Source organism: Methanolobus sediminis, assembly GCF_031312595.1.
Lineage (GTDB): Archaea > Halobacteriota > Methanosarcinia > Methanosarcinales > Methanosarcinaceae > Methanolobus > Methanolobus sediminis.
On sequence record NZ_CP133592.1, the window covers coordinates 2,396,534 to 2,417,310 of the forward strand.

A 20,777-nucleotide genomic window follows, 5' to 3' on the forward strand; every position below is an offset into this window, starting at 1 on the left:
CTGTCCGGTTATTACATCCTTGCAGGGCCAACATCTTCAAAGCCCTGTCTCTGACCGGTGCCTGCTTCCTTAATCATTTTCTCAGGTCTGCTCAGCATTTTAACAACATTGAGTGCATGTTCCCTTGACCTCTGGTCCATGAGGAACACAAGTTCATTTTCGTCCCTTGCTTCATCCTCATGGACAAAGACCTCTATGATATGGGTGTTTGTCATAAGCTGTGCCTGGATTATTCCGGTGGATGCTTCGTGGGCACAGATCTTATCCTGTTCTTTGCTGCCAGGCATGCCAAGAGCCATGACTATCTCGCATCCCTCTTCCTCTATGAGCTTTTTAGCAGCAACCGGAAGATCCTTGACACCAGGAACAGTCCTGCGTATAATCTTTGCAGACATATTCTGCTGTATCTCATCTATGGCTGCTTTTCCCATATTGAAGCGTGCAAATGTAGTGTCAACGACTCCTATTGTTGGCATGTTTTACCTTTATTATTGTTCTAAGGATGTTTAAAGAAGTGAGTCCAGCACTTCGCTGGCAGCCTCTACTCCCGCTCCGAGTCCGGATATGACTCCTCTCTTCTTAAGGACGACTTCAAGCTCCTGTATTGTCAGCATGATGTCCTTTGGCTGGACATTACCCATGCTTCCGATCCTGAAGATTTTGCCACTAAGGCGGTCCTGTCCGCCAGCGATGGTGATTCCCCTCGCAAGCATATCTTTCTTGATGTCATTGCCTGTGACTCCCTCAGGAGCTTTCATGGCTGAAACAGTGTTAGAATACTGGCTGAATTCATCGAGCTGTGGAAGCATCTCAATGCCCATTGCAGCAACAGCTGCCCTTACAGCTTCAGCACATGTTGCATGACGGTTGATCCTTGCTGGCATGCCTTCTTCCTTTACGATATGCAATGCCTCCTGAAGTCCGAAGAACAGAGGGACTGCAGGTGTGTAAGGTGTCTGTGACTTGTCACCGCTCTTCTTGTATGCCTTAAGGTCTAAGTAATATGGAAGTTCGCCTTTCTCGTCCATTGCTTCAAAAGCACGCTCACTGACAGATACCATTGAAAGTCCTGGTGGTGCTGCAAGGCATTTCTGTGAACCTACAATTGCAATGTCAACTCCCCATTCGTCGACCTTTACGTCATCGCCACCAAGGGTTGTGACACCGTCCATGATAAAGAGTGCATCATGCTTCTTTGCGAGTTTTCCAATTTCTTTTGCAGGGTTCTGTATACCTGCTGAGGTCTCGTTGTGAACAAGTGTGACGGCCTTTGCACCTTCTTCGAGTTTCTTCTCTACTTCTGCAAGGTCAAATGAGTAACCCCATTCATTTTCCAGTGGGTTTACTTTTCCATACCTGTCTGCTATTTTCTTGAATCTCTCTCCGAACTTTCCGTTCTCAAGAGTTACCACCACGTCATCTTTTCCCACTGTGCAGCCCACAGCAGCTTCCATACCGGCACTGCCTGAACCGCTTATAATAAAAATATCATTCTTTGTCTGAAAAACATCTGCCAGAATCTCACAGCAGTCATCATACATTGCTGAGAACTCTGCTCCCCTGTGGTTTATCATAGGTTTTGACATTGCCCTGAGAACGCGAGGTGCGACCGGAACCGGTCCTGGCATCATAAGAAGTGTATCTTCAAGATCCATTTTAATCTCCTGATAGTGTTAGTGTAATTGAAATCTGAAACTTTTGTTTGCCTTATGGCGTGTTGTCCATGTGGCAACTTGTGCCTGATATGCAAGCCTATTATATAAACCTATTATGGACTCCCAGTTCAATTTCTGATTCCTAAAAGGATATGCATATTTCAGTCAATTTCCATTCAGCAAATAACATCATAGAATCTTTGAATTTATAAGAAACATTCGCTTTACAAACAATTTAGCAGGATGAGCTAAATGAGGAGAATTAGAATTTTTTAGAATGATTTCTCGAATTCTTCTATTGTTTCTGTAATGAGTTTTATGGCAGGATTGTATTTGTTGAATCTTCTTTCTTTTTCTTCAGGCTTCATAAAGTCAAGTCTTGACGGAAGAGTATTATGTTCCAGATCGGCTTTTTTGATGTACAGAGGAATACCATTACACTCAGGAGCATGTGCAATAATGTTATTGATGTAGTCCATATATGGTACGTCTGGGAGGTGGGTTAAGAGCCGGAGACTTGTTTCAATATCATGCAGGGATTCTTCCGGAAGGTCGAGATGGGCTTCATTCATAAGTTTTTCAATTGACCAGGGAGTATCTTCTGCAATATCATGCCAGAGAGCTGTGATTCTTGCACATTCCATCCATGAGGAACCTGGTCCTGCTGTATGAGGATAATTGCCTTCGTTCTCAAGTCTGATCATGACAGCGATTGGATGTAGGATGTAGGGATTACCAGCGTTGTCAAGTTGGTTTTTATGGGCTTTCATCATGATCTCTAAAGCGATTTGAATGTTATTTGAATTTTCCATAAGGTTCACACCTGCTTGAATTAATTATGGAAGGATACATAGTGTTAGTGGTATGTATTTTCTCATTTTTCTTCTGGTTCTTCTTAGTACATCTGCAGAATTATTTGTATAACTGTAATGATCTAAAATACTAATATTCTGCACAGCAGCATGGGAATGTGTTGCCTTTGGGGTATGGTTACTTTATTTTTATCTTAATAGTTGTTTTTGTGGAAATGAAAATGGGTAAAGTTTGTATCACTCACATTAAAATGATTTCTACAGAGCCAAATAATGACTAAAAATCTTTTGCGAGAACACTAATATCTACGATATATCATTTTTACCAGCTGTTCTTCTCTGCTTGCATTGCCGTATATGTAAAGTGCGATCAAGAGTAACCATATATCAATGAACAGACCTAAAATGCCTATAAGCACTGCAAATATCTTCCCGATTAAAACAGCTTTTTCAGTTGCTTTTACATAATCCATATGTATTGACAGAAAAGCACGTAGTATTCTTCCTCCATCCATTGGAAATGCCGGTACCAGATTAAAGATACCCAGAAAGAGATTTACATATCCGAGGATGAAAACGACCAGAAACAAAGAATTTCCGTCTTTGAGGGATACCGGATTTAATGTAGAACCTAAAAAGAGAAGCAATACACCCATCATTATACTTGAAACAGGTCCGGCAGCTACGATTGTAATTACCTTTAATGGCTCATGTACTTCCTGTTTCATAACAGCAGCTCCTCCCAATAAATGAAGTCTTATCTCCTTGATACTTCCTCCGAATCTCAGAGTGAAATAAGAGTGTGCAAGTTCATGTACCAGTACGGATACAAAGAGCAAAATTGCAGTCAGTAATGAAAGGGTATATTTTATTATTTCAGATTGAATGCCTGCAAATCCAAAGGGTTGTGTCTGTGAAGAAAAAAACCATGCGAATAAAGGCAGTACGATCAGGAATGAAATATCGATCTTGATGGGTATACCAATTATTTTTCCTATCCTGTAAGCTTTATTCATTTATTTCCCCTGCAATCTGTCCTTAAGCAGAATCATTCACTCAGCAATTTCAGGATATCATATTTGGTAACAACACCTGCAACATGTCCTTTTTCCAGCACAAGGACAGCAGGATGTTTTTCAAGCATGTAAGATGCGGTTTTGATATCAGTGCCCGGTGAGAGTGTTGGAAATGAATCCCCCATTATATCCCCTATCTTCATGTGCGAAACCTCTGAAGCTTTTTTGTCAGACATGGATCTGACGATCATGTTTTCTGATATACTGCCAACTGAAATTCCGTCCTGTATTACTGGTATCTGGGATATGTTGTATTTTTCCATGATACTGACAGCTTTATCTATACTCTCGTTAGGGTCTACGGAAATAAGTTCTCTGTTCATGATATCCCTGAGATAAATATCCTCTTTTTCGATATCATTGAAAACATCAATGATCTTCCTGAGAGTTGATAACCTGGGATCTACATCTCCTGCTTCGATTCTTGCAATAAGTGGCTGGCTGACACCTGCGCGTTTTGCAAGGTCACTTTGTGTCAGGCCGAGATCGATCCTCTTCTGCTTAAGTTCATCTGGGGACGGTAATTGCATAGTTATTACTCATGGTAATTATAATATATAAAATCAATTCAGGAAACAGTTATGTGTAAAAAAATAAATTAAAATGTTACCGTCAAAGAATAGAATAACAAAAATAAAATATATTAGAATAAGGAATAAGTGGGGGAATGATTATTCTTCCATTCCCATAGTCATTTCAAAAGTCTCACCGTTCTCATCTGTCACGGTCATCTTACCGTCCATGAATTTCATTTCAGAAAGAACATTACCGTCCTCATCGTAATAGGTCATGATGAAGCTTTCGTCATCCTCATTAATCGGAGTATACATCTCCATTCTGGATACTTGTTCATCTTCAGCATTTATTTCAGCAACCATGTAGCACATTTCGATTCCGTCAATGACTTCAGTGCCAATAACTTCCATCACCATGCTTTCTCCTGTGTTGGGATTGCTCATTGTAACCGTTGAACCTACAGGACAGACTTCATCTTCTGAGCCTTCGGTGTAGGTAATATCTACATTATTACCTTCGTCATCCTGAATGGTAATTGTCTCTTCTTTATCGCTACATCCAGATACTGCAAGGGATAGTACCAACAATATAATGAATATTAGAAATTTACTATTCATAATAAGCCACCTCTTTCATAGAAGGTAGCTAAGTGTCATAATTTAAATGTATCGATTGATCATTATATTTGTTAGTATGTTTTTAGTTATAAAGTGTGAACAGGCCAACTACATATCCAATGTATACTCCAAGAATTACTCCGCCTTCCCATTTTTCCAGTTTCTTTCCTGTGATGCCGAAGATTATAAGAATTACCATTAATGCGATCATAAAAGGAAAATCATAATTCAGCGATTGAGGTAATATTGTCAGTGGTCTTATCTGTGAGGATGCTCCAAGGATCAGTGCAATATCCATTGTATTTGCACCAAGTATGTTTCCTATGGATATGTCCTGATGTCCTTTTAAGGTGGCTGAGACCGCTGTGATGAGTTCCGGTAGTGATGTTCCAAGTGCAACAAGCGTGAGGGCTATTATCATCTCAGGAACACCGAGCCATTCTGCAATGGTTATACCTGCATCAACCAGTATTCGGCTACCTATTACTACAAGTAATGCACCTGCAATAAAAAGAAGTATATCTTTCTTTAACTGGCTTAAAGGTACTTTTTCCCTGAGTTCCTCATTTCCGTCAAAAACAGCACGCTGAAGGCGGTAATTATAGTACAGGAATCCTATGAACACAAGTAACAGCAGTATTCCGTCAAATGAGCTTACCACTCCATCGTATGAAACAGCAAACAGCAGCAAAGCAGAACCAAGCATGAATCCTCCTTTGCGTGTGAAACCATTAAGTTCCACAGGTATTGCTTTGATAACAATTACTGCACCAAGCACAAGTCCGATGTTACATATTGCAGAACCAACTGCGTTTCCTACTGTCATTTCAACATGGTTAAGATAGGCTGCCATAGCTGAAACCGTAAATTCCGGTGCAGTGGTTGCAAAGCTGACAATGGTGGCTCCTATTATGATTTTTGGGATGCCGCTTTTCTCGGAAATAATTACGGCAGACTCCACAAACCAGTCTGCTCCTTTTGTGATCATAATAAGGCTTACAAGCAGTAATGCAACGGTTTCAAGCATGAGGCTCTCTATATATGTCCATGTAATTTAAACATGAGTGAAAAACTGAAAAACAATAGAAAAAATAGTAAATAGTAAATTTCACTAGAATTTCACTATCATTTACTTCAGATTTGTTTTACTCCAGTCCAAGTATAGTGACTGCTGCAACGATCATTATGCCCAGTCCGACCATGCGCACTGAATGTTTGATCATACTCTGCTTTGCAAGTTTACCTGAATATACTCCAAGTATTGAAAGGACTGCTATACTCATTACGACTGCTATCTCAAGTGCGTATTCGTCCAGAAGCAGGAATGGGAGTATCGGGACCAATGAGCCACAGAAACTTGCTCCGCCGTGAAATATGGAGTCGCTCCATATTTTCTTTTTAGCTTCTTCCTCTATCTTTGTCCTGTTTAGGCTTCTTAGTAGTGGTTTTTCCAGTTCTGCCAGTTTGCCGAACTCAACGGCACTTTCAGCAAGATACGATCCTACTCCGTTTGTAAGTGCCAGGGCAACTGCTCCTCCAAGTGCGGCATTAATGACAATTGCCGGGTCATTTGCCACATGTGATGTACCTATAACAACACCCAGAATAGCCAGTATGCCATCGATGCTGCCAAGTATAATATAACGTCCGTGTTCGGTTTTTAATTTGAAACGTTTAAATTTTGGAATACTTTTGTAGTTCATAATTATCTAAAATCCTGATTAGGTTATAGATACACACAAAGGTTTTTTTCTTTTTCGGATATTAAACAAGGTTAAGCTTATAGCAGATGATAAAAATACACACCCGACAACTCACACAGGAATGGTCCGATGAAAGTTCACCCAAGATGTTCATATTGCCTGCTTTCCAGGGTTCACCAGGAAGCAGAACTGTCAACTGATGACGAAGAGCTGATACAAAAAGCAATTCTTGGAGGAATAGATGTGCTTAATTCACTCTATGAACCTGGAATGCCTGCGGCAGAACTGTCGACCCCAATGCACAGGAAAGCCTATGAGATCCTGGATGACAACGATCCTTATAAAAGCATGAAAGAGCTCAGCAGCAAAACTGCATCCCGCTTCATGCCGGTGATACGTTCCCATGTTTTTAACGGTGATGGGGATGATGTTGCAACATTCAAGCGTGCGGTGCTTGCGGCCGTCATAGGTAACTATTTTGATTACGGTGTAATGGGTCTTGAAGTTCCGATCGATGTTTTTGATGAAACATTTAAGGAACATTTCCAGAGGGGTCTGGACATCGATGACACCGAAAAAATGCTGGACAAACTCAGCAATGTTGTCTATCTTGCAGATAACTGCGGTGAAATACTTATTGATACTCTTGTCTTTGAGATCATCAAAAAGATGGGAGGAAATATCACCCTTGTCGTAAGGGGTGCGCCAATACTGAACGATGTGACCATGGAAGAGATCGAAGAGTTCGGAATTGCTGATAAAGTTGACCGCGTTCTGACAACCGGATCCAATGCCATCGGTGTTCGCTTGCAGGAGGCTCCTGCGGAGCTTAAGGATGCATTTGATAATGCCTCACTTATCATCAGCAAGGGAATGGCAAACTATGAGACCATGTCAGAAGAGAATTATAGACCAATAGCATATTTACTAAAGGTGAAGTGTGACCCTGTGGGAGAAGATATCGGGGCTCCAAAGGGCTGTTCAGTAGCCCGTCTATTTGAGTGAACAGTAAAGAGGGAAAAAGTATGTGTGAGCTAAAGGTCATCCTTGTTGATGGTGATAACCGTGAGACAGTAATGGAATCTGTCACAAGACTTGTCGTTGACGGGGATTCAGTTACAGTTTATGGTATATTCGGAGAGAGCGAGACTGTAAAAGGGTCTGTAAAAGAGATCAACTTTGGAACAGGTGAAGCTATACTTCACAAATGATTTTAATAGATATAAAAGACATTATACCTTTTAAAGTGGATTTCAGATTTCATTCACAATTATTGAGTTACTAATATTCGAATTAAGGACGAAAAGATAGGAAGGAACTAATATGTCAAAAGTAAAAGTTGCAATAAATGGATATGGTACAATTGGTAAACGTGTTGCTGATGCTGTTACCATGCAGGACGACATGGAAATAATAGGTATTGCAAAGACAAGACCAAATTATGAGGCTTTCGTTGCTCACGACAAGGGTTACAATGTCTACACCTTAGCTGACAGGGTAGATGATATGAAGAGTGCAGGAATCCCTGCTGCAGGTTCAATCGATGACATGATAGCAGAGGCAGATGTCGTTGTTGACTGTACCCCCGGAGGGATTGGTGAAAAGAACAAGGCACTTTACGAGAAAGCTGGTGTAAAGGCAATCTGGCAGGGCGGCGAAAAGCACGAGCTTGCAGGCTGCTCATTCAATGCAGAAGCAAATTACGAAGAAGCACTTGGCAGGGACTTCGTTAGGGTTGTATCCTGTAACACTACAGGTCTGTGCAGAGTTATCTATCCACTTGATCAGGAATATGGTGTAAAGAAGGTAAGAGTAACACTCATGAGAAGGTCTGCAGATCCAAATGATGTAAAGAACGGTCCGATCAATGCTATTGTTCCAAATCCTATCAAGCTCCCTTCACACCACGGTCCTGATGTAAAGTCTGTAATCCCACACATCAACATTGCATCAACCGCTGTAAAGCTGCCAACAACACTTATGCACCTGCACACCCTGAACATCGAGATGGAAAAGGACTGCAGTACTGAAGATGTAAAGGCATTGTTTGCAAAGCAGCCACGTATAAGAATGATCGGTCAGGGTATTGGTTCCACTGCCGAGATCATGGAACTTGGAAAGGATATGGGACGTCCAAGAGGCGATATGTGGGAGAACTGCGTATGGGAAGATTCCGTCACAATGTATGAGGGAGAACTCTATTTCTTCCAGGCAATCCACCAGGAGTCTGACGTAATCCCTGAGAATGTCGATGCAATCCGTGCAATGACAGAGCTTGAGAAAGACGGCGCAAAGTCCATAGCAAAGACCAACAAGGCAATGGGACTTTAATTTAAGTCTTACTAAACTTTAGTTAGATGTTTACATGCACGTGAACAATGAATTCCTGGAACTGAGTGAAAGGATAGCAAAAGCAGTGCATGTCTCCATCAAGGATATTGTCGGCACAGCTGAGGCCGGCAAAACCCTTTATACCGGTGCCGATGGCACACCTACGAAACTCATAGATGACGTTTCGGAAAAAGCTATTTTTGAAATTCTGGGAAAGGAAGGCAGTCCTTTCAGAATTATCAGTGAAGAGGCCGGAGAAAAGATTATAGGCAATTCTCCTGCGATTCCTGATCTGACAATTATAATCGATCCGATAGACGGCACATATAATGCTGTACAGGGAATTCCATTTTATAGCGTTTCACTTGCCATAACATCAACTGACCTTAACGATATAATATTCGGATATGTTCAGAACCTTGCCAACGGGGATACGTTTTATGCGGAAAATGGTAAAGGAGCTTATTTTAATGGTGCAAAACTGAAAACATCTGGTAATTCGGATATTCATAAATTCTGCATCAGTGTTTATGGTTACAGACGCAACACTGTGGCTGCATCAGGAATTTCTGAGAATGTAAGAAGGATCAGGTCATTTGGAAGTGTGGCTCTGGATCTATGTTATGTTGCAGCAGGAAAAATCGATGCATTTGTAGATGTCAGGGGTACAATGCGTATGACTGATATTGCAGCTGGCAAGCTCATTATTGAGGAAGCCGGTGGAATTGTTACTGATGGAGACGGTGACTCTTTAAAGTTAGAAAACCAATTATTAAGCAGGGTTTGTGTGATTGCATCCAACGGACTTGCACATGAGAGTATCTTAAAGCTTTCAACAGGGATAACAGATGAAGGTAAGTAAAATTGGTATTGTATCAAGATTCGATCAGCAGGCTGCTCTTGATATGGCCCGGAAGATATATGATGAGTTCAACTCAAAAGTGGAAATCTTCTTTTCACCGAAGACCGGACAACATCTGGGTATTACAGAGAATTGTCTTCCGGTAGACCAGATGCAGGCTGCTGGTGTAGAGCTCATCATTTCAGTAGGTGGGGACGGTACAGTGCTCCGCAATATTTCTAAGATGGATGATCCTATTCCGGTCCTTGGTATAAATATGGGCACACTTGGTTTTCTGGTGGATGTCCCTCCTGAAGATGCCATAAAGGATATTGCTGATGTTCTTAAAGGTTTTAGTTACACGGAACGTTCACGCCTTAGTGTTCATTTGAATGGTCAACGATTAAAGGATGCTACTAATGAGATTGTTCTTATCACTGCAAGACCTGCAAAGATACTCACTTTCAGGATCGCAGTTGATGATTCGGAAATAGAGGATATGAGGGCTGATGGTATTGTAGTTGCAACACCTACCGGTTCAACAGCATATGCAATGAGTGCAGGTGGACCAATTGTAGATCCGCGTGTGGATGCTTCGATCATTGTACCGATAGCTCCTTTCAAGCTTTCTGCAAGACCATGGATAGTGCCGGGCAACAGTACCATCAAAGTAGAAATGACCATACCTGAAAAGGAAGCTGCGCTTGTAATTGATGGGCAGCATTCTTACAACATGGTGGAGAATGATGTTGTTACTGTCACAAGAGCTGAAAATCCTGCAAGGTTTGTGAGCAGCTCTATTCACGGATTCTATGAAAAGGTGCAGAGCAAGTTATCATGAAGTTCAAGTTTGCGCAACCTTTCATATGATCCGATTTGAAATTGAAAATACATAAAATCAGCATAAAATTGCCTTCTAATTTCTAAATAAACATTGCTCTTGAACATTTGTGGGAAAACCTCAAATTATCTAAAAATACCTAACAGTTATATAATGGAACTGGAAATTGACCATCAATCAATGGAGTCAAAAGCATGTCAGAAAATAAAGATTACTCAAGAAACAAGCTTATGGATTATTTGAATTTGCCACCTCTTGATATTGAGATATGTGATGTGACACTCAGGGACGGTGAGCAGACACCGGGAGTGGTCTTTACAAGGGAGGAAAAGATCGCCCTTGCTACAAAGCTTGACTCTGTTGGCGTTGATATTATCGAAGCAGGTTTCCCTGTGGTATCTGTTGCCGAAAAAGATGTTGTGAAAGAGATAGCTAATATGGGACTTAATTCCAGAACATGCTGTCTTGCCAGGTCAAGAGTAAGTGATGTTGAAGTTGCTGTAGACTGTGATGTTGATTTTGTCAGTATATTCATTGCAATGTCAGACCTGCACCTGAAATACAAATATCATAAAAGTTGTGAGGAGATGTTCTCCGCTGCAATGGAGGCTGTCCAGTATGCAAAGGACCACGGTGTTGGTGTAAGATTTGCAGCAGAGGACGGTACCAGAACTGACGTTGAAGTTCTTAAAAAGGCATTCAAGGCTGCCGAGGAATACAAGGTAGACTATGTGAGCATTGCAGATACGATTGGTATACTGAACCCAAGCAGCACATACTATCTTGTAAGTGAGATCAAAAAGACTGTAAACACTCCAATCTGTATCCACTGCCACAATGATCTTGGAATGGCAACAGCAAATACTCTTGCTGCTGCAGAGGCAGGTGCCAAACAGCTTCATACAACTGTAAATTCGATTGGTGAGCGTGCCGGTAACGCCTCACTTGAAGAGGTTCTGGTTGCACTCAGGGTACAGTATGGAATTGACAGGTATGATACTACAAAACTGACCGAGCTATCACAAATGGTAAATGAATATTCTGGTATTAAACCTGCAGTTACCAAGGCAATCGTAGGTGAGCATGCATTTTCACATGAATCTGGTATTCATGTCTGTGCTATTCTTGAAGAACCACGTACCTATGAATTGTTCAGTCCTGAAATGGTGGGTGGAAAACGTCATCTTATCGTAGGCAAACACACAGGTATGAAAGCCCTGAAAGGTATTGTGGAAGAGATGGGTCATACGCTTTCAAATGAGGAACTTACTGTACTTCTTGACAGGATCAAGAACTGTACAGAAACCAAGCACGGAATTTCTCCTTCCAGACTGGAAGCTATGATAAATGAAACTAAAAATCAGTAAAAAGCATTAATAATCAATTAATGCTTCTTTTTTTCTGTGAGTTTTCTTGCCAACATCATTGTCGGTAGGATACTCAATATCGTCGTCATCTTCATCCTCAAAATGCGAATCGTCGTAATAGTTCATTTCATCATTTTCCAGTAAGATGACATAGTCAGCTGAGTTTCTAAGGGCAGTGGAAAATCCTGGTTCGACACCAAAAATGATGGTTTCTTTTCCATGTTCATTGGCTTTGTTCAGAAGCGGCTTGAAATCCGCGTCCCTAGTAACCAGTGCCATGGTGTCAATAGTTGGATTATAGACAAGTTCCATTCCTTCCACGGCAAGTCTGACATCCACATCACTTGAACATATGATCGGTTCGAATCCGTTGTTCTCGATGGCTTCTACAAGTTTATCAGATGCGTACTGGTTCAGGAATACTCTTCCTATCTTGACATTGCCATATTCCTTCAGTACATCCCTGATCTCTTCCAGGTTTACGTTGAACTCCTTGCGCAGCACGTTAGGACCGTCGACAAGAAGGCCAATACTTCGCCTTCCTGTTTCTTTTTTTGTGCTAAGGTATTTGACTATTGAATTAAGTCCTGTTTTAACATTGGCCATGATGCCTCACTATAATTATGAATAATTATGAATATATATCATTACCGGAAAGTTGTTTTCCGATAGTTTTTGATAATTTTGATAATATACTGGGCTAATATTGATAAATATTATAACTGTTAATAATTAGGATAACATCTAATAGAATATAATAATTACTGATATGCCTCTGTAATGGCACTATTTAATAGCTTACTAAAATGTTATCCGCTTTGTTGCAGCAAAAGGATTCAATGATCCATAATCTCTGCAAGATAATGCTTTTTAATACTTGATAGTGACCTGGTTTCATCACCAAGGATGAAGTAGTTTACAAACCTCCCACCAATTCTTTTCCTTGTGAAAAGAATTTCACCGCCATCTTTTATAAACATATCCATTACTTCTTCAAACCGGGCTTTTTCCATGTCAGAAAGTTCAATAAGACTTTCACCATCCAGAAGCCAGTTGTAAACTCGCAGCAGGTGTACTTCTCTCACACGTTTTAAGCCATCAGTTTCTTTAAAATCGTCTACATAGACAGACCTTTTAAGTTCAGGTGACCATCCAGCCAGTTTTTCCTGTATGTCAATAAACTGAATTGGTATTGCTTCGCCTTCTTCAGGCTTTGGGAAAAGTTTGACAAGGTGTGAGGCTGCAGCCACAGCGTTCACCTTCTGTATCTATAATTCATGTTATCGTAATTATATCGAATTTGTGCTCTTTTTATCCTGCTTCCCATGAGTACTCCCACAAGAGCTCCACTTAGATGGGCTGTATGGGCTACCATATCATTTGAACCGAGCAGGAAGAAATCTAAGAGTATGAACAGTATCAATGCATGTGTGATCTGCATTGGGATGAAGTATACATATACTCTGATATCCGGTGCTATAATTGCAAGGGCTGCGAATATTCCCATAATTGCTCCACTGGCTCCGACAACAGGCACATATTGTGTATTGCTTGAGAATGTTGTTATTGAATATGCTATAGCAGCTACTAAGCCCGCCGTGAAATAAACATATATGAATATTTTTTTGCCGGCTCTCCTTTCAAATTCAGGCCCGAAGAAGAATAACACAAGCATGTTGAATAAAAGATGGGTAAAACCTGAATGAACAAACATATGAGTTACTAAAGTCCACAGATGTTTCCCTTGAAATAGTAGGTTTGGAATTAACCACATTGATTCTTTATATCCAGGAATTATCTGAAGTATAAAAGAGAATATGCATAAATAAATAATAGCCATTGCCGGGCTGTTTTTCATGGAGTACTTTATGTTGTTTCCAACACCTTTGACTGCACTCTTGGCTGCATATTTTGCAGTGTCTTTTAAAGCGTCTTTGAATATATCATCCGTAGAATTTGTTCCGTATCCGGAATTTCCGCTACTAAAGTAGCCGTCCTTTTTCATCTGCTCCAGGCCATCACATGCATGCTGCTCCGGAAGCCTGTGTCTGGAACAAAACGTTTTCCCACAAAAACGGCATTTAAACGGAATAGCTTCTTCTTTGCCACATATCCAGCATTTTTTGTCCAAATAATTCACCATGATTTTAATGCTTCTTAAATGCTCTTTTATGGTAGAACGACATCAAATAAAACCGTTTCCTCAAAAACACGGTATCACATGGTATCGTATATCAAGAATAATCGTGACAGTTATCGGAACACTTATATGTTAAAATCGTGTATTGTTGTCACTTATTACTCATATGTACGTATATACCTTTTTGACCAGGCTTCTGATGTGAAACATTGGATAAATGGTCACAAATAATCATGATAGATTCAGGAAACTTTTTTATAGGGGATAGTGTTATTAGAACATCCTACACTACAGTTTCAAAAATATTACGAATTAGCAAATTAGTAATAATGCATAATAATCTAGTGTTTTTTCGTAGCACTTCAACATCTGCAAAAGGAGGACAAAACAAACATGAGCGACTTAGAAACTGGGCACTTTTCCATTGATGATTTGGAAAATGTTCAGATCACAATCGGCAAGATCGTAGGTGCCATTGAGAAAAAGGCAAAAGAAGAAGGAGTTGAGGTAGGTCCAACTCCAAAGCCTGGCATCTCCGGTCTGAGAGACTGGGACTACACACTTCTGTCCCGTTACCAGCCAGTTTACACACCAGTATGTGACCAGTGTTGTTACTGTACCTTTGGTAAATGTGATCTTACAGGTAACAAGGAAGGTGCCTGTGGTATCAATATGGAGGCCCATCAGGCACGTGAAACTCTTCTGAGGGTAATAACCGGTGCTGCAGCTCACTCTGGGCACGGACGTCACATACTTCACCACCTTATAGAGCTTTACGGTGAAGACAAACCAATAGATGTTGGACCTTCCAACCTGGTGGCACCAAATATTCAGCTCGTAACAGGCATAAAGCCGGAAACACTTGGTGATCTTGAAGAAGCAATGGATTATGTTGAAGAACAGATCAACCAGCTTCTAGCTACAATTCATGCAGGACAGGAAGGAGCAGCAATTGACTTTGAGTCAAAAGTCCTTCACGGCGGTATGCTTGACCACGTAGGTATGGAAGTATCTGACCTCGCTCAGGTATCATGTCTCGGGATGCCAAAGTCAGATCCAGAGGCTCCTCTTGTAGAGATTGGAATGGGATGCATAGATGCAAGCAAGCCTGTGCTTCTTGTAATTGGTCATAATGTAGCGGGTGTAACCTACATTATGGATTATATACATGACCACGATCTTGAAGACAAGATCGAGCTTGGAGGTCTTTGTTGTACTGCCATCGATATGACACGTTATCAGACCGATCAGGGTCAGAAACCTCAGGCAAAAGTTGTTGGTACTCTCGCAAAGGAACTCAAGATGATCAGGTCCGGTGTTCCGGATGTTATCGTTGTTGATGAGCAGTGTGTCAGGGCAGATGTCCTTGATGAAGCTAAGAAGCTTTCAATTCCTGTAATTACTACTAACGAAAAGATCATGTATGGCCTGCGCAACAGATCAAATGATAGTGCAGCGGATATCATAGAAGATCTTTCCAGCTTTAAGGAACCTGGAGCACTTATTCTTAACTTTGATACTCTCGGGGAAGTAGCTCCGGAACTTGCTATTAAGATGGCAAAGATACGCGATGAAATTGGTATCAAGGCACTTCCAAGTGATGAAGAGCTTCAGGAACTCTCAGCAAAATGTGTTCAGTGTGGCGCATGTGAAATGGACTGCCCTGCAAACCTTCCGATAATGGAAGCCATGAGAGCAGGAGTAGAAAATGACTTCAGCAAGTTTGAGTACCTGCATGACCTGTGTATCGGCTGTGGCAGATGTGATCAGGCATGTCCGAAGGATATTCCTGTCCTCAATATGATCGAGCAGGCATCTCGCAAGCTTATAAGTGAAGAAAAAGGTCTTATGCGGGCCGGAAGAGGACAGATCAGCGACCCTGAGATCCGTGAAGAAGGTGTCAACCTTGTACTGGGAACAACACCCGGTATTATTGCAATGGTAGGATGTTCCAACTATCCTAACGGTACAGAAGACCTGTACAAGGTCGCGGACGAGATGCTCAAGAGAAATTACATCGTCGTCATGTCAGGATGTTCCGCAATGGATCTTGGTATGTACAAGAATGAAGATGGTGAGACACTTTATGAGAAGTATCCTGCAAAGTTCCTTGCCGGTAATCTTATCAACGTAGGTTCATGTGTTTCAAACTCACACATCACAGGAACAGCTATCAAAGTAGCTGCGATCTTTGCTCAGAGGAATGTTACAGGTAACTACGAGGAAATTGCTGACTATATCACAAACCGTATCGGTGCTGTTGGTGTAGCATGGGGTGCATACTCCCAGAAGGCAATCGCAATCGGTTCCGGTTGTAACAGGCTTGGTATCCCTGTAGTGGTAGGACCACATGGTTCCAAATACAGAAGAGCACTCATCGGCAAGCCATATGATGAGGAGTCATGGAAGGTATATGATGCAAGGGACGGCTCTGAAATGCCAATTCCCGCATCACCGGAATTCCTGCTCACAACCGCAGAATCCATTGAAGAACTCTTCCCGATGCTTGCAAAGAACTGTATCCGTCCATCCGATAACAATATGGGTAGGATGATCAAACTTACTCACTACATGGAACTCAGCCAGAAATACCTCGGTCACATGCCAGAGGACTGGTACAAGTTCGTAAGGACAGAGACCGACCTCCCACTTGCAAAGCGTGAAGAGCTTCTTAAGATACTTGAAGCAGAACACGGATGGGAGATTGACTGGAAGCGCAAGAAGATTCTTTCAGGACCAACAATGAAATCAGATGTTTCATCCCAGCCAACAAATGTCAAGAGACTCTGCAAGGGGGAATGCTAAATGGTAGACACAACCAAAAACACCCAGATATACGCAACCTGGGGACGAAAAATGGCAAAACCTGTCAATCCTAATGTGGCAGGTAAAATGATTGCCAAGGCAAAGAGACCTCTCCTTGTTGTAGGATCTGAGATCGTGGACAATGGACAGCTTATTGAGAAAGTTGTTGCAATTGCAAAGAAGGGTATTCCGGTAGCTGCTACCGGACACTCCATCACTGCACTGATTGACAAGGATATCGGTGCAAAATACATCAATGTTCACTCACTTGGTCACTTCCTTGGAGATAAGAACTGGGGCGGTCTTGACGGACAGGGTCCATACGACACAGTTATTTTCCTGGGACACAAGAAGTACTATCTTGACCAGGTGCTTGCAGGTCTTAAGAACTTCACTGACTTGAAGAACCTTGCAATTGAGAGACATTTCATGCAGAACGCTACATTGTCCTTTGGAAACCTGAAACCAGAGGTACACCTTGAGGCGCTTGACGAATTAATTGAGAATATTTAATTTTTGGTGACAATACGGAGAACTAATCATGGCAGATGAATTCCCTTTTGAAATATCTCCTATGTTTGAAGGAGAGAGGATTAGAAAAGACGGTATGTATGTGGAACTCGGTGGCCCAAAATCCAAAGGATTTGAACTTGTAAGGGCAGCAGAGATGAGCGAAGTAGAGGACAACAAGTTCACTCTCATCGGTCCAGACCTTTCAGACATGGAAGAAGGTTCAAGGTATCCTCTTGCAATGGTCTACAAGATCGCAGGAGAGCTTGTAGAAGCTGACCTCGAGTCAATCGTTGAAAGAAGGAACCACGAATTCCAGAACTACATACAGGGTTTCATGCACCTTAACCAGAGAGACGACGTCTGGATGAGGGTAAGCAAGGATGCTGTTGCAAAGGGCATGACCTCATTCGAGCCAGTTGCAAAGGCTATAATGATGCTCTTTAAGAACGAGCTTCCATTTATAGAGGCTGTAGAGGCTATCTACATCACAGATGAAGCTGAGATCGACAAGGAGATCGACAACGCAAGAGCGGTCTACAAGGCAAGGGACGAAAGGACCCGTGACCTTCACGATGAGGATGTTGACACATTCTACGGATGTACCCTTTGTGCATCATTCGCTCCAACCAATGTTTGTGTCGTTACACCGGACAGGATCTCACTTTGTGGTGCGATCAACTGGTTCGACGGCAGGGCAGCTGCAAAGGTAGACCCTGAAGGTCCTCAGTTCGCAATTCCAAAAGGCGATGTAATTGATGCAGCATCCGGAGAATACACCGGTGTCAATGAAGCAGCAAAGAGGCTTTCAAGCGGTGAATATGATCGTATAAAGCTCCACTCATTCTTTGAGTACCCACACACATCCTGTGGATGTTTCGAGGTAGTAGGTTTCTACATCCCTGAAGTAGACGGTATCGGATGGGTAGACAGGGACTTCGCAGGCACAGCTCCAAACGGACTTCAGTTCTCAACCATGGCAGGACAGACCGGTGGAGGTAAGCAGGTAGTAGGTTTCCTTGGAATTGGTGTCAACTATTTCCGTTCACCAAAGTTCATCGAATCTGATGGTGGCTGGGACAGAGTTGTATGGATGCCAAAGATGCTTAAGGACAAGGTAATGGCCGACATCCCAGAGGCTATCCGTGACAAGATCGCAACCGAAGAGGAAGCAGCAGATGTCGAGAGTCTCAGAACTTTCCTTAAGGACAAGAACCACCCAATCCTTGAGAGATGGGTAGAGGAAGAAGAGGAAGCACCAGAAGAGGAAGAGGCAACTGAAGCAGCTCCACAGGCTGGCTTTGCACCGCAAATGATGCAGATGCCAACAAACTTCATGCCATCCATGCCAATGATGAGCGGCGGTGGATCCGGCGGTGTCAAGATCATCCTTAAGAATGCAAAGGTAAGCATCGAAAAAGTGATCATTAAGAAACAGGACTAAGAGAGGTCTTCTGTGGCTAAGATAATTGCAGTGACAGGTAAAGGCGGAACAGGGAAGACGGCAACGACCAGTCTTCTCATCCGTTACCTTACTAAGGGTGACAAGATTGTCCTTGCCGTTGATGCGGACCCTGATACCAATCTTCCGGAAACCCTGGGTTGTGAACCCAGCAAGACCATTGGTGACATAAAAGAATTCATGCACGATGAACGTGACAATCTTCCTCCTGATGTCAACAAGGAATCCATTTTAGAAGGAAAACTCTATGAGGTCCTTGAAGAGATGCCGGGATATGACCTGCTGGTCATGGGAAGGCCTGAAGGTTCAGGATGTTACTGCTATGTAAACAACCTGCTTCGTGGTATCATGAACAAGCTCGTAAGCAATTACGATATTCTTATCATCGATGCCGAAGCCGGTCTGGAACATTTCAGCAGGAAGATCTTCAGGAACGTGGATGATCTTATCGTCGTCACAGACGGGTCACGCAGGGGTCTCAGGACCGCTGAGCGTATCCGGGAACTTGTGGACGAGCTGGAAACAGATGTTTCCAACATCTATGTTATTGCAAACAAGGTCACAGATGCAAACCGTGAGAGGATCTCCAGTACTGCTGAAGAACTCGGTCTTGAACTAATAGGAATGGTTCCCGTGGATGAGATGATAGTGGAAAGAGATCTCGCGGGAGAACCTTTATTTGATCTTCCTGACGATTCTGTTGCAGTACAGGAAATAGAGAAGATCGCTCAGAAACTTGGTTTGTAACAAATATATCATAAGGTGGAATGCACATGACAAAGAAAATGAAATTATCACAGCTCAGTGATATGTTGCAGGACCTCAATGTGGAATCACTTGAAGGTGTGACCATTGAAGGTGACATTGAGCTTAATATAACAGGCGGTGGCGGACTCAATCCAGCACTTGCCTATGCGATCGGAAGTGAGATATCACAGATCTCCCTTCATATGGCAAACATTGGAAGAATACTTGGATTCCCTGCTGAACAGTTGTTCGCATCTGCTTTCGGAATGGCAGAAGCACCACAGCCACAGGCACTTCCAGCATCTCCAAAGATCCAGGAACTCCTTGCCTCCAAATTCGAGGTTTCAAAGGTAGACAACTGGAAGAACCCGATCCAGGAAGTAACACTTGGTGCAACATCAGGTGACGGTGGTTCAAGAAAGAGCACCGTGACCATTGGTGGAGAGAACGCACTTCCATATTACTTCGATGCCGAAATGCCACACAGGAACTACGTCACAATGGACGTTTTCGACATGCCGATAGGTATGGCAAAGGCAGTCAAGGGCAATTACGAGGATGTTATCAACGACCCTGCCGAGTGGGCAAAGAAGGTCGTGCGTGACTTTAACGCTGATATGGTAACAATTCACCTTATCTCAACTGACCCGCTCATCAACGACACCCCTGCAAAGGAAGCAGCAAAGGTTGTCGAGGATGTACTCCAGGCAGTTGACGTACCAATCGTTATCGGTGGTTCAGGTAACCCTGAGAAGGATCCTGAAGTTCTCGAGAAGGCAGCAGAAGTTGCAGAAGGAGAGAGAGTACTCCTTGCATCCGCAAGTCTGAACCTTGACTACGAGAGAATTGCAAAGGCAGCAATGGACTACGGACACAATGTCCTTTCCTGGACACAGCTTGAGATCAACGCTCAGAAAGAGCTTAACAGGAAGCTTATGAAGCAGTGTAATGTCCCAAGGGACAGAATTGTAATGGACCCAACCACAGCAGCACTTGGTTACGGTCTTGACTACGCTTACACCAACATGGAGCGTATAAGGCTTGCAGGTCTTATGGGCGACGATGAACTGACATTCCCGATGTCATCCGGTACCACCAATGCATGGGGTGCCCGTGAGGCATGGATGGTCTCATCACCACTCAACCAGGACTCTGACTGGGGACCAAGGGAATACCGTGGACCTATCTGGGAGATTGTCACAGGTCTTGCACTTTCACTTGCAGGTAACGATATGTTCATGATGATGCACCCAACATCCGTACAGGTGCTCAAAGAGATCACACAGACACTCTACGGCTCCATCGAGTCCGAAGAGATAGACATCACCAACTGGATCGGAGCGGAGGTGTGATA

At 42.5% G+C, this 20,777-nt stretch carries 22 protein-coding genes; 11 read left to right on the forward strand and 11 right to left on the reverse strand.

The window, feature by feature from the left end; all coding sequences use genetic code 11:
- Nucleotides 1–11: 11 nt before the first annotated feature.
- The 8 genes from ribC to RE474_RS11970 form a co-directional block, all read right to left on the reverse strand.
- Nucleotides 12–476: a riboflavin synthase gene (gene ribC, locus RE474_RS11935; protein WP_309310583.1), complete on the reverse strand. Its 465-nt coding sequence runs from the start codon at nucleotides 474–476 to the stop codon at nucleotides 12–14.
- Nucleotides 477–506: 30 nt separating this feature from the next.
- The gene (locus tag RE474_RS11940; protein WP_309310584.1) at nucleotides 507–1,655 is read right to left on the reverse strand and encodes a pyridoxal-phosphate-dependent aminotransferase family protein; all 1,149 of its coding nucleotides are present in this window, start codon (nucleotides 1,653–1,655) and stop codon (nucleotides 507–509) included.
- A 272-nt stretch (nucleotides 1,656–1,927) separates the two neighbouring features.
- Nucleotides 1,928–2,467, reverse strand: a complete 540-nt coding sequence (locus RE474_RS11945) for a hypothetical protein (RefSeq protein ID WP_309310585.1) — start codon at nucleotides 2,465–2,467, stop codon at nucleotides 1,928–1,930.
- A 299-nt stretch (nucleotides 2,468–2,766) separates the two neighbouring features.
- Nucleotides 2,767–3,483, reverse strand: coding sequence for a M50 family metallopeptidase (locus RE474_RS11950; protein WP_309310586.1), 717 nt, complete (start codon nucleotides 3,481–3,483; stop codon nucleotides 2,767–2,769).
- A 32-nt stretch (nucleotides 3,484–3,515) separates the two neighbouring features.
- Nucleotides 3,516–4,073 carry a CBS domain-containing protein gene (locus tag RE474_RS11955; RefSeq protein ID WP_309310587.1) on the reverse strand — a complete coding sequence of 186 codons (558 nt, stop codon included), beginning with the start codon at nucleotides 4,071–4,073 and terminating at the stop codon, nucleotides 3,516–3,518.
- Nucleotides 4,074–4,214: 141 nt separating this feature from the next.
- Nucleotides 4,215–4,676: a hypothetical protein gene (locus tag RE474_RS11960; RefSeq protein ID WP_309310588.1), complete on the reverse strand. Its 462-nt coding sequence runs from the start codon at nucleotides 4,674–4,676 to the stop codon at nucleotides 4,215–4,217.
- 82 nt (nucleotides 4,677–4,758) lie between these two features.
- A complete protein-coding gene (locus RE474_RS11965; protein ID WP_309310589.1) occupies nucleotides 4,759–5,703 on the reverse strand; it encodes a calcium/sodium antiporter in 945 nt (314 codons plus the stop codon).
- Between the two features lie 118 nt (nucleotides 5,704–5,821).
- Nucleotides 5,822–6,379, reverse strand: coding sequence for a VIT1/CCC1 transporter family protein (locus RE474_RS11970; protein ID WP_309310590.1), 558 nt, complete (start codon nucleotides 6,377–6,379; stop codon nucleotides 5,822–5,824).
- Nucleotides 6,380–6,508: 129 nt separating this feature from the next.
- On the opposite strand from RE474_RS11970, the gene RE474_RS11975 reads away from it, so the two are divergent.
- The 6 genes from RE474_RS11975 to RE474_RS12000 all read left to right on the forward strand — a co-directional run bounded on the left by RE474_RS11975 (nucleotide 6,509) and on the right by RE474_RS12000 (nucleotide 11,759).
- Nucleotides 6,509–7,384: a damage-control phosphatase ARMT1 family protein gene (locus tag RE474_RS11975; RefSeq protein ID WP_309310591.1), complete on the forward strand. Its 876-nt coding sequence runs from the start codon at nucleotides 6,509–6,511 to the stop codon at nucleotides 7,382–7,384.
- 20 nt (nucleotides 7,385–7,404) lie between these two features.
- Nucleotides 7,405–7,590, forward strand: coding sequence for a CooT family nickel-binding protein (locus tag RE474_RS11980; RefSeq protein ID WP_091710831.1), 186 nt, complete (start codon nucleotides 7,405–7,407; stop codon nucleotides 7,588–7,590).
- Nucleotides 7,591–7,702: 112 nt separating this feature from the next.
- A complete protein-coding gene (locus RE474_RS11985) occupies nucleotides 7,703–8,710 on the forward strand; it encodes a type II glyceraldehyde-3-phosphate dehydrogenase (protein WP_309310592.1) in 1,008 nt (335 codons plus the stop codon).
- A gap of 34 nt (nucleotides 8,711–8,744) precedes the next feature.
- Nucleotides 8,745–9,572, forward strand: coding sequence for a bifunctional fructose-bisphosphatase/inositol-phosphate phosphatase (locus RE474_RS11990; RefSeq protein ID WP_309310593.1), 828 nt, complete (start codon nucleotides 8,745–8,747; stop codon nucleotides 9,570–9,572).
- Nucleotides 9,559–10,392 (forward strand): NAD(+)/NADH kinase, encoded by an 834-nt coding sequence (locus tag RE474_RS11995; RefSeq protein WP_309310594.1) that lies wholly within the window; start codon nucleotides 9,559–9,561, stop codon nucleotides 10,390–10,392. Before RE474_RS11990 ends, RE474_RS11995 begins: the two co-directional genes overlap by 14 nt.
- Before the next feature lie 194 nt (nucleotides 10,393–10,586).
- Entirely contained in the window at nucleotides 10,587–11,759 is a 1,173-nt protein-coding gene (locus RE474_RS12000) for a homocitrate synthase family protein (RefSeq protein WP_309310595.1), read from the forward strand.
- A 6-nt stretch (nucleotides 11,760–11,765) separates the two neighbouring features.
- Here RE474_RS12000 and RE474_RS12005 read toward each other — a convergent pair whose 3' ends face one another.
- From RE474_RS12005 to RE474_RS12015, 3 genes are all read right to left on the reverse strand, one after another.
- The gene (locus RE474_RS12005) at nucleotides 11,766–12,365 is read right to left on the reverse strand and encodes a TIGR00288 family NYN domain-containing protein (RefSeq protein WP_309310596.1); all 600 of its coding nucleotides are present in this window, start codon (nucleotides 12,363–12,365) and stop codon (nucleotides 11,766–11,768) included.
- 230 nt (nucleotides 12,366–12,595) lie between these two features.
- The gene (locus RE474_RS12010; protein ID WP_309310597.1) at nucleotides 12,596–13,009 is read right to left on the reverse strand and encodes a hypothetical protein; all 414 of its coding nucleotides are present in this window, start codon (nucleotides 13,007–13,009) and stop codon (nucleotides 12,596–12,598) included.
- A gap of 5 nt (nucleotides 13,010–13,014) precedes the next feature.
- Nucleotides 13,015–13,899: a rhomboid family intramembrane serine protease gene (locus RE474_RS12015; RefSeq protein ID WP_309312253.1), complete on the reverse strand. Its 885-nt coding sequence runs from the start codon at nucleotides 13,897–13,899 to the stop codon at nucleotides 13,015–13,017.
- A 393-nt stretch (nucleotides 13,900–14,292) separates the two neighbouring features.
- Here RE474_RS12015 and cdhA point away from each other — a divergent pair, with 393 nt between their 5' ends.
- From cdhA to cdhD, 5 genes are read left to right on the forward strand one after another with little or no spacing between them, the layout of a single operon-like run.
- Nucleotides 14,293–16,704: a CO dehydrogenase/acetyl-CoA synthase complex subunit alpha gene (gene cdhA / locus RE474_RS12020; protein WP_309310598.1), complete on the forward strand. Its 2,412-nt coding sequence runs from the start codon at nucleotides 14,293–14,295 to the stop codon at nucleotides 16,702–16,704.
- Entirely contained in the window at nucleotides 16,705–17,217 is a 513-nt protein-coding gene (cdhB, locus tag RE474_RS12025) for a CO dehydrogenase/acetyl-CoA synthase complex subunit epsilon (protein ID WP_309310599.1), read from the forward strand.
- A gap of 28 nt (nucleotides 17,218–17,245) precedes the next feature.
- Nucleotides 17,246–18,658 carry a CO dehydrogenase/CO-methylating acetyl-CoA synthase complex subunit beta gene (gene cdhC / locus RE474_RS12030; RefSeq protein ID WP_309310600.1) on the forward strand — a complete coding sequence of 471 codons (1,413 nt, stop codon included), beginning with the start codon at nucleotides 17,246–17,248 and terminating at the stop codon, nucleotides 18,656–18,658.
- A gap of 12 nt (nucleotides 18,659–18,670) precedes the next feature.
- The gene (locus tag RE474_RS12035; protein WP_309310601.1) at nucleotides 18,671–19,423 is read left to right on the forward strand and encodes an ATP-binding protein; all 753 of its coding nucleotides are present in this window, start codon (nucleotides 18,671–18,673) and stop codon (nucleotides 19,421–19,423) included.
- A 26-nt stretch (nucleotides 19,424–19,449) separates the two neighbouring features.
- Nucleotides 19,450–20,775 (forward strand): CO dehydrogenase/acetyl-CoA synthase subunit delta, encoded by a 1,326-nt coding sequence (gene cdhD, locus RE474_RS12040; protein WP_309310602.1) that lies wholly within the window; start codon nucleotides 19,450–19,452, stop codon nucleotides 20,773–20,775.
- Nucleotides 20,776–20,777 lie beyond the last annotated feature (2 nt).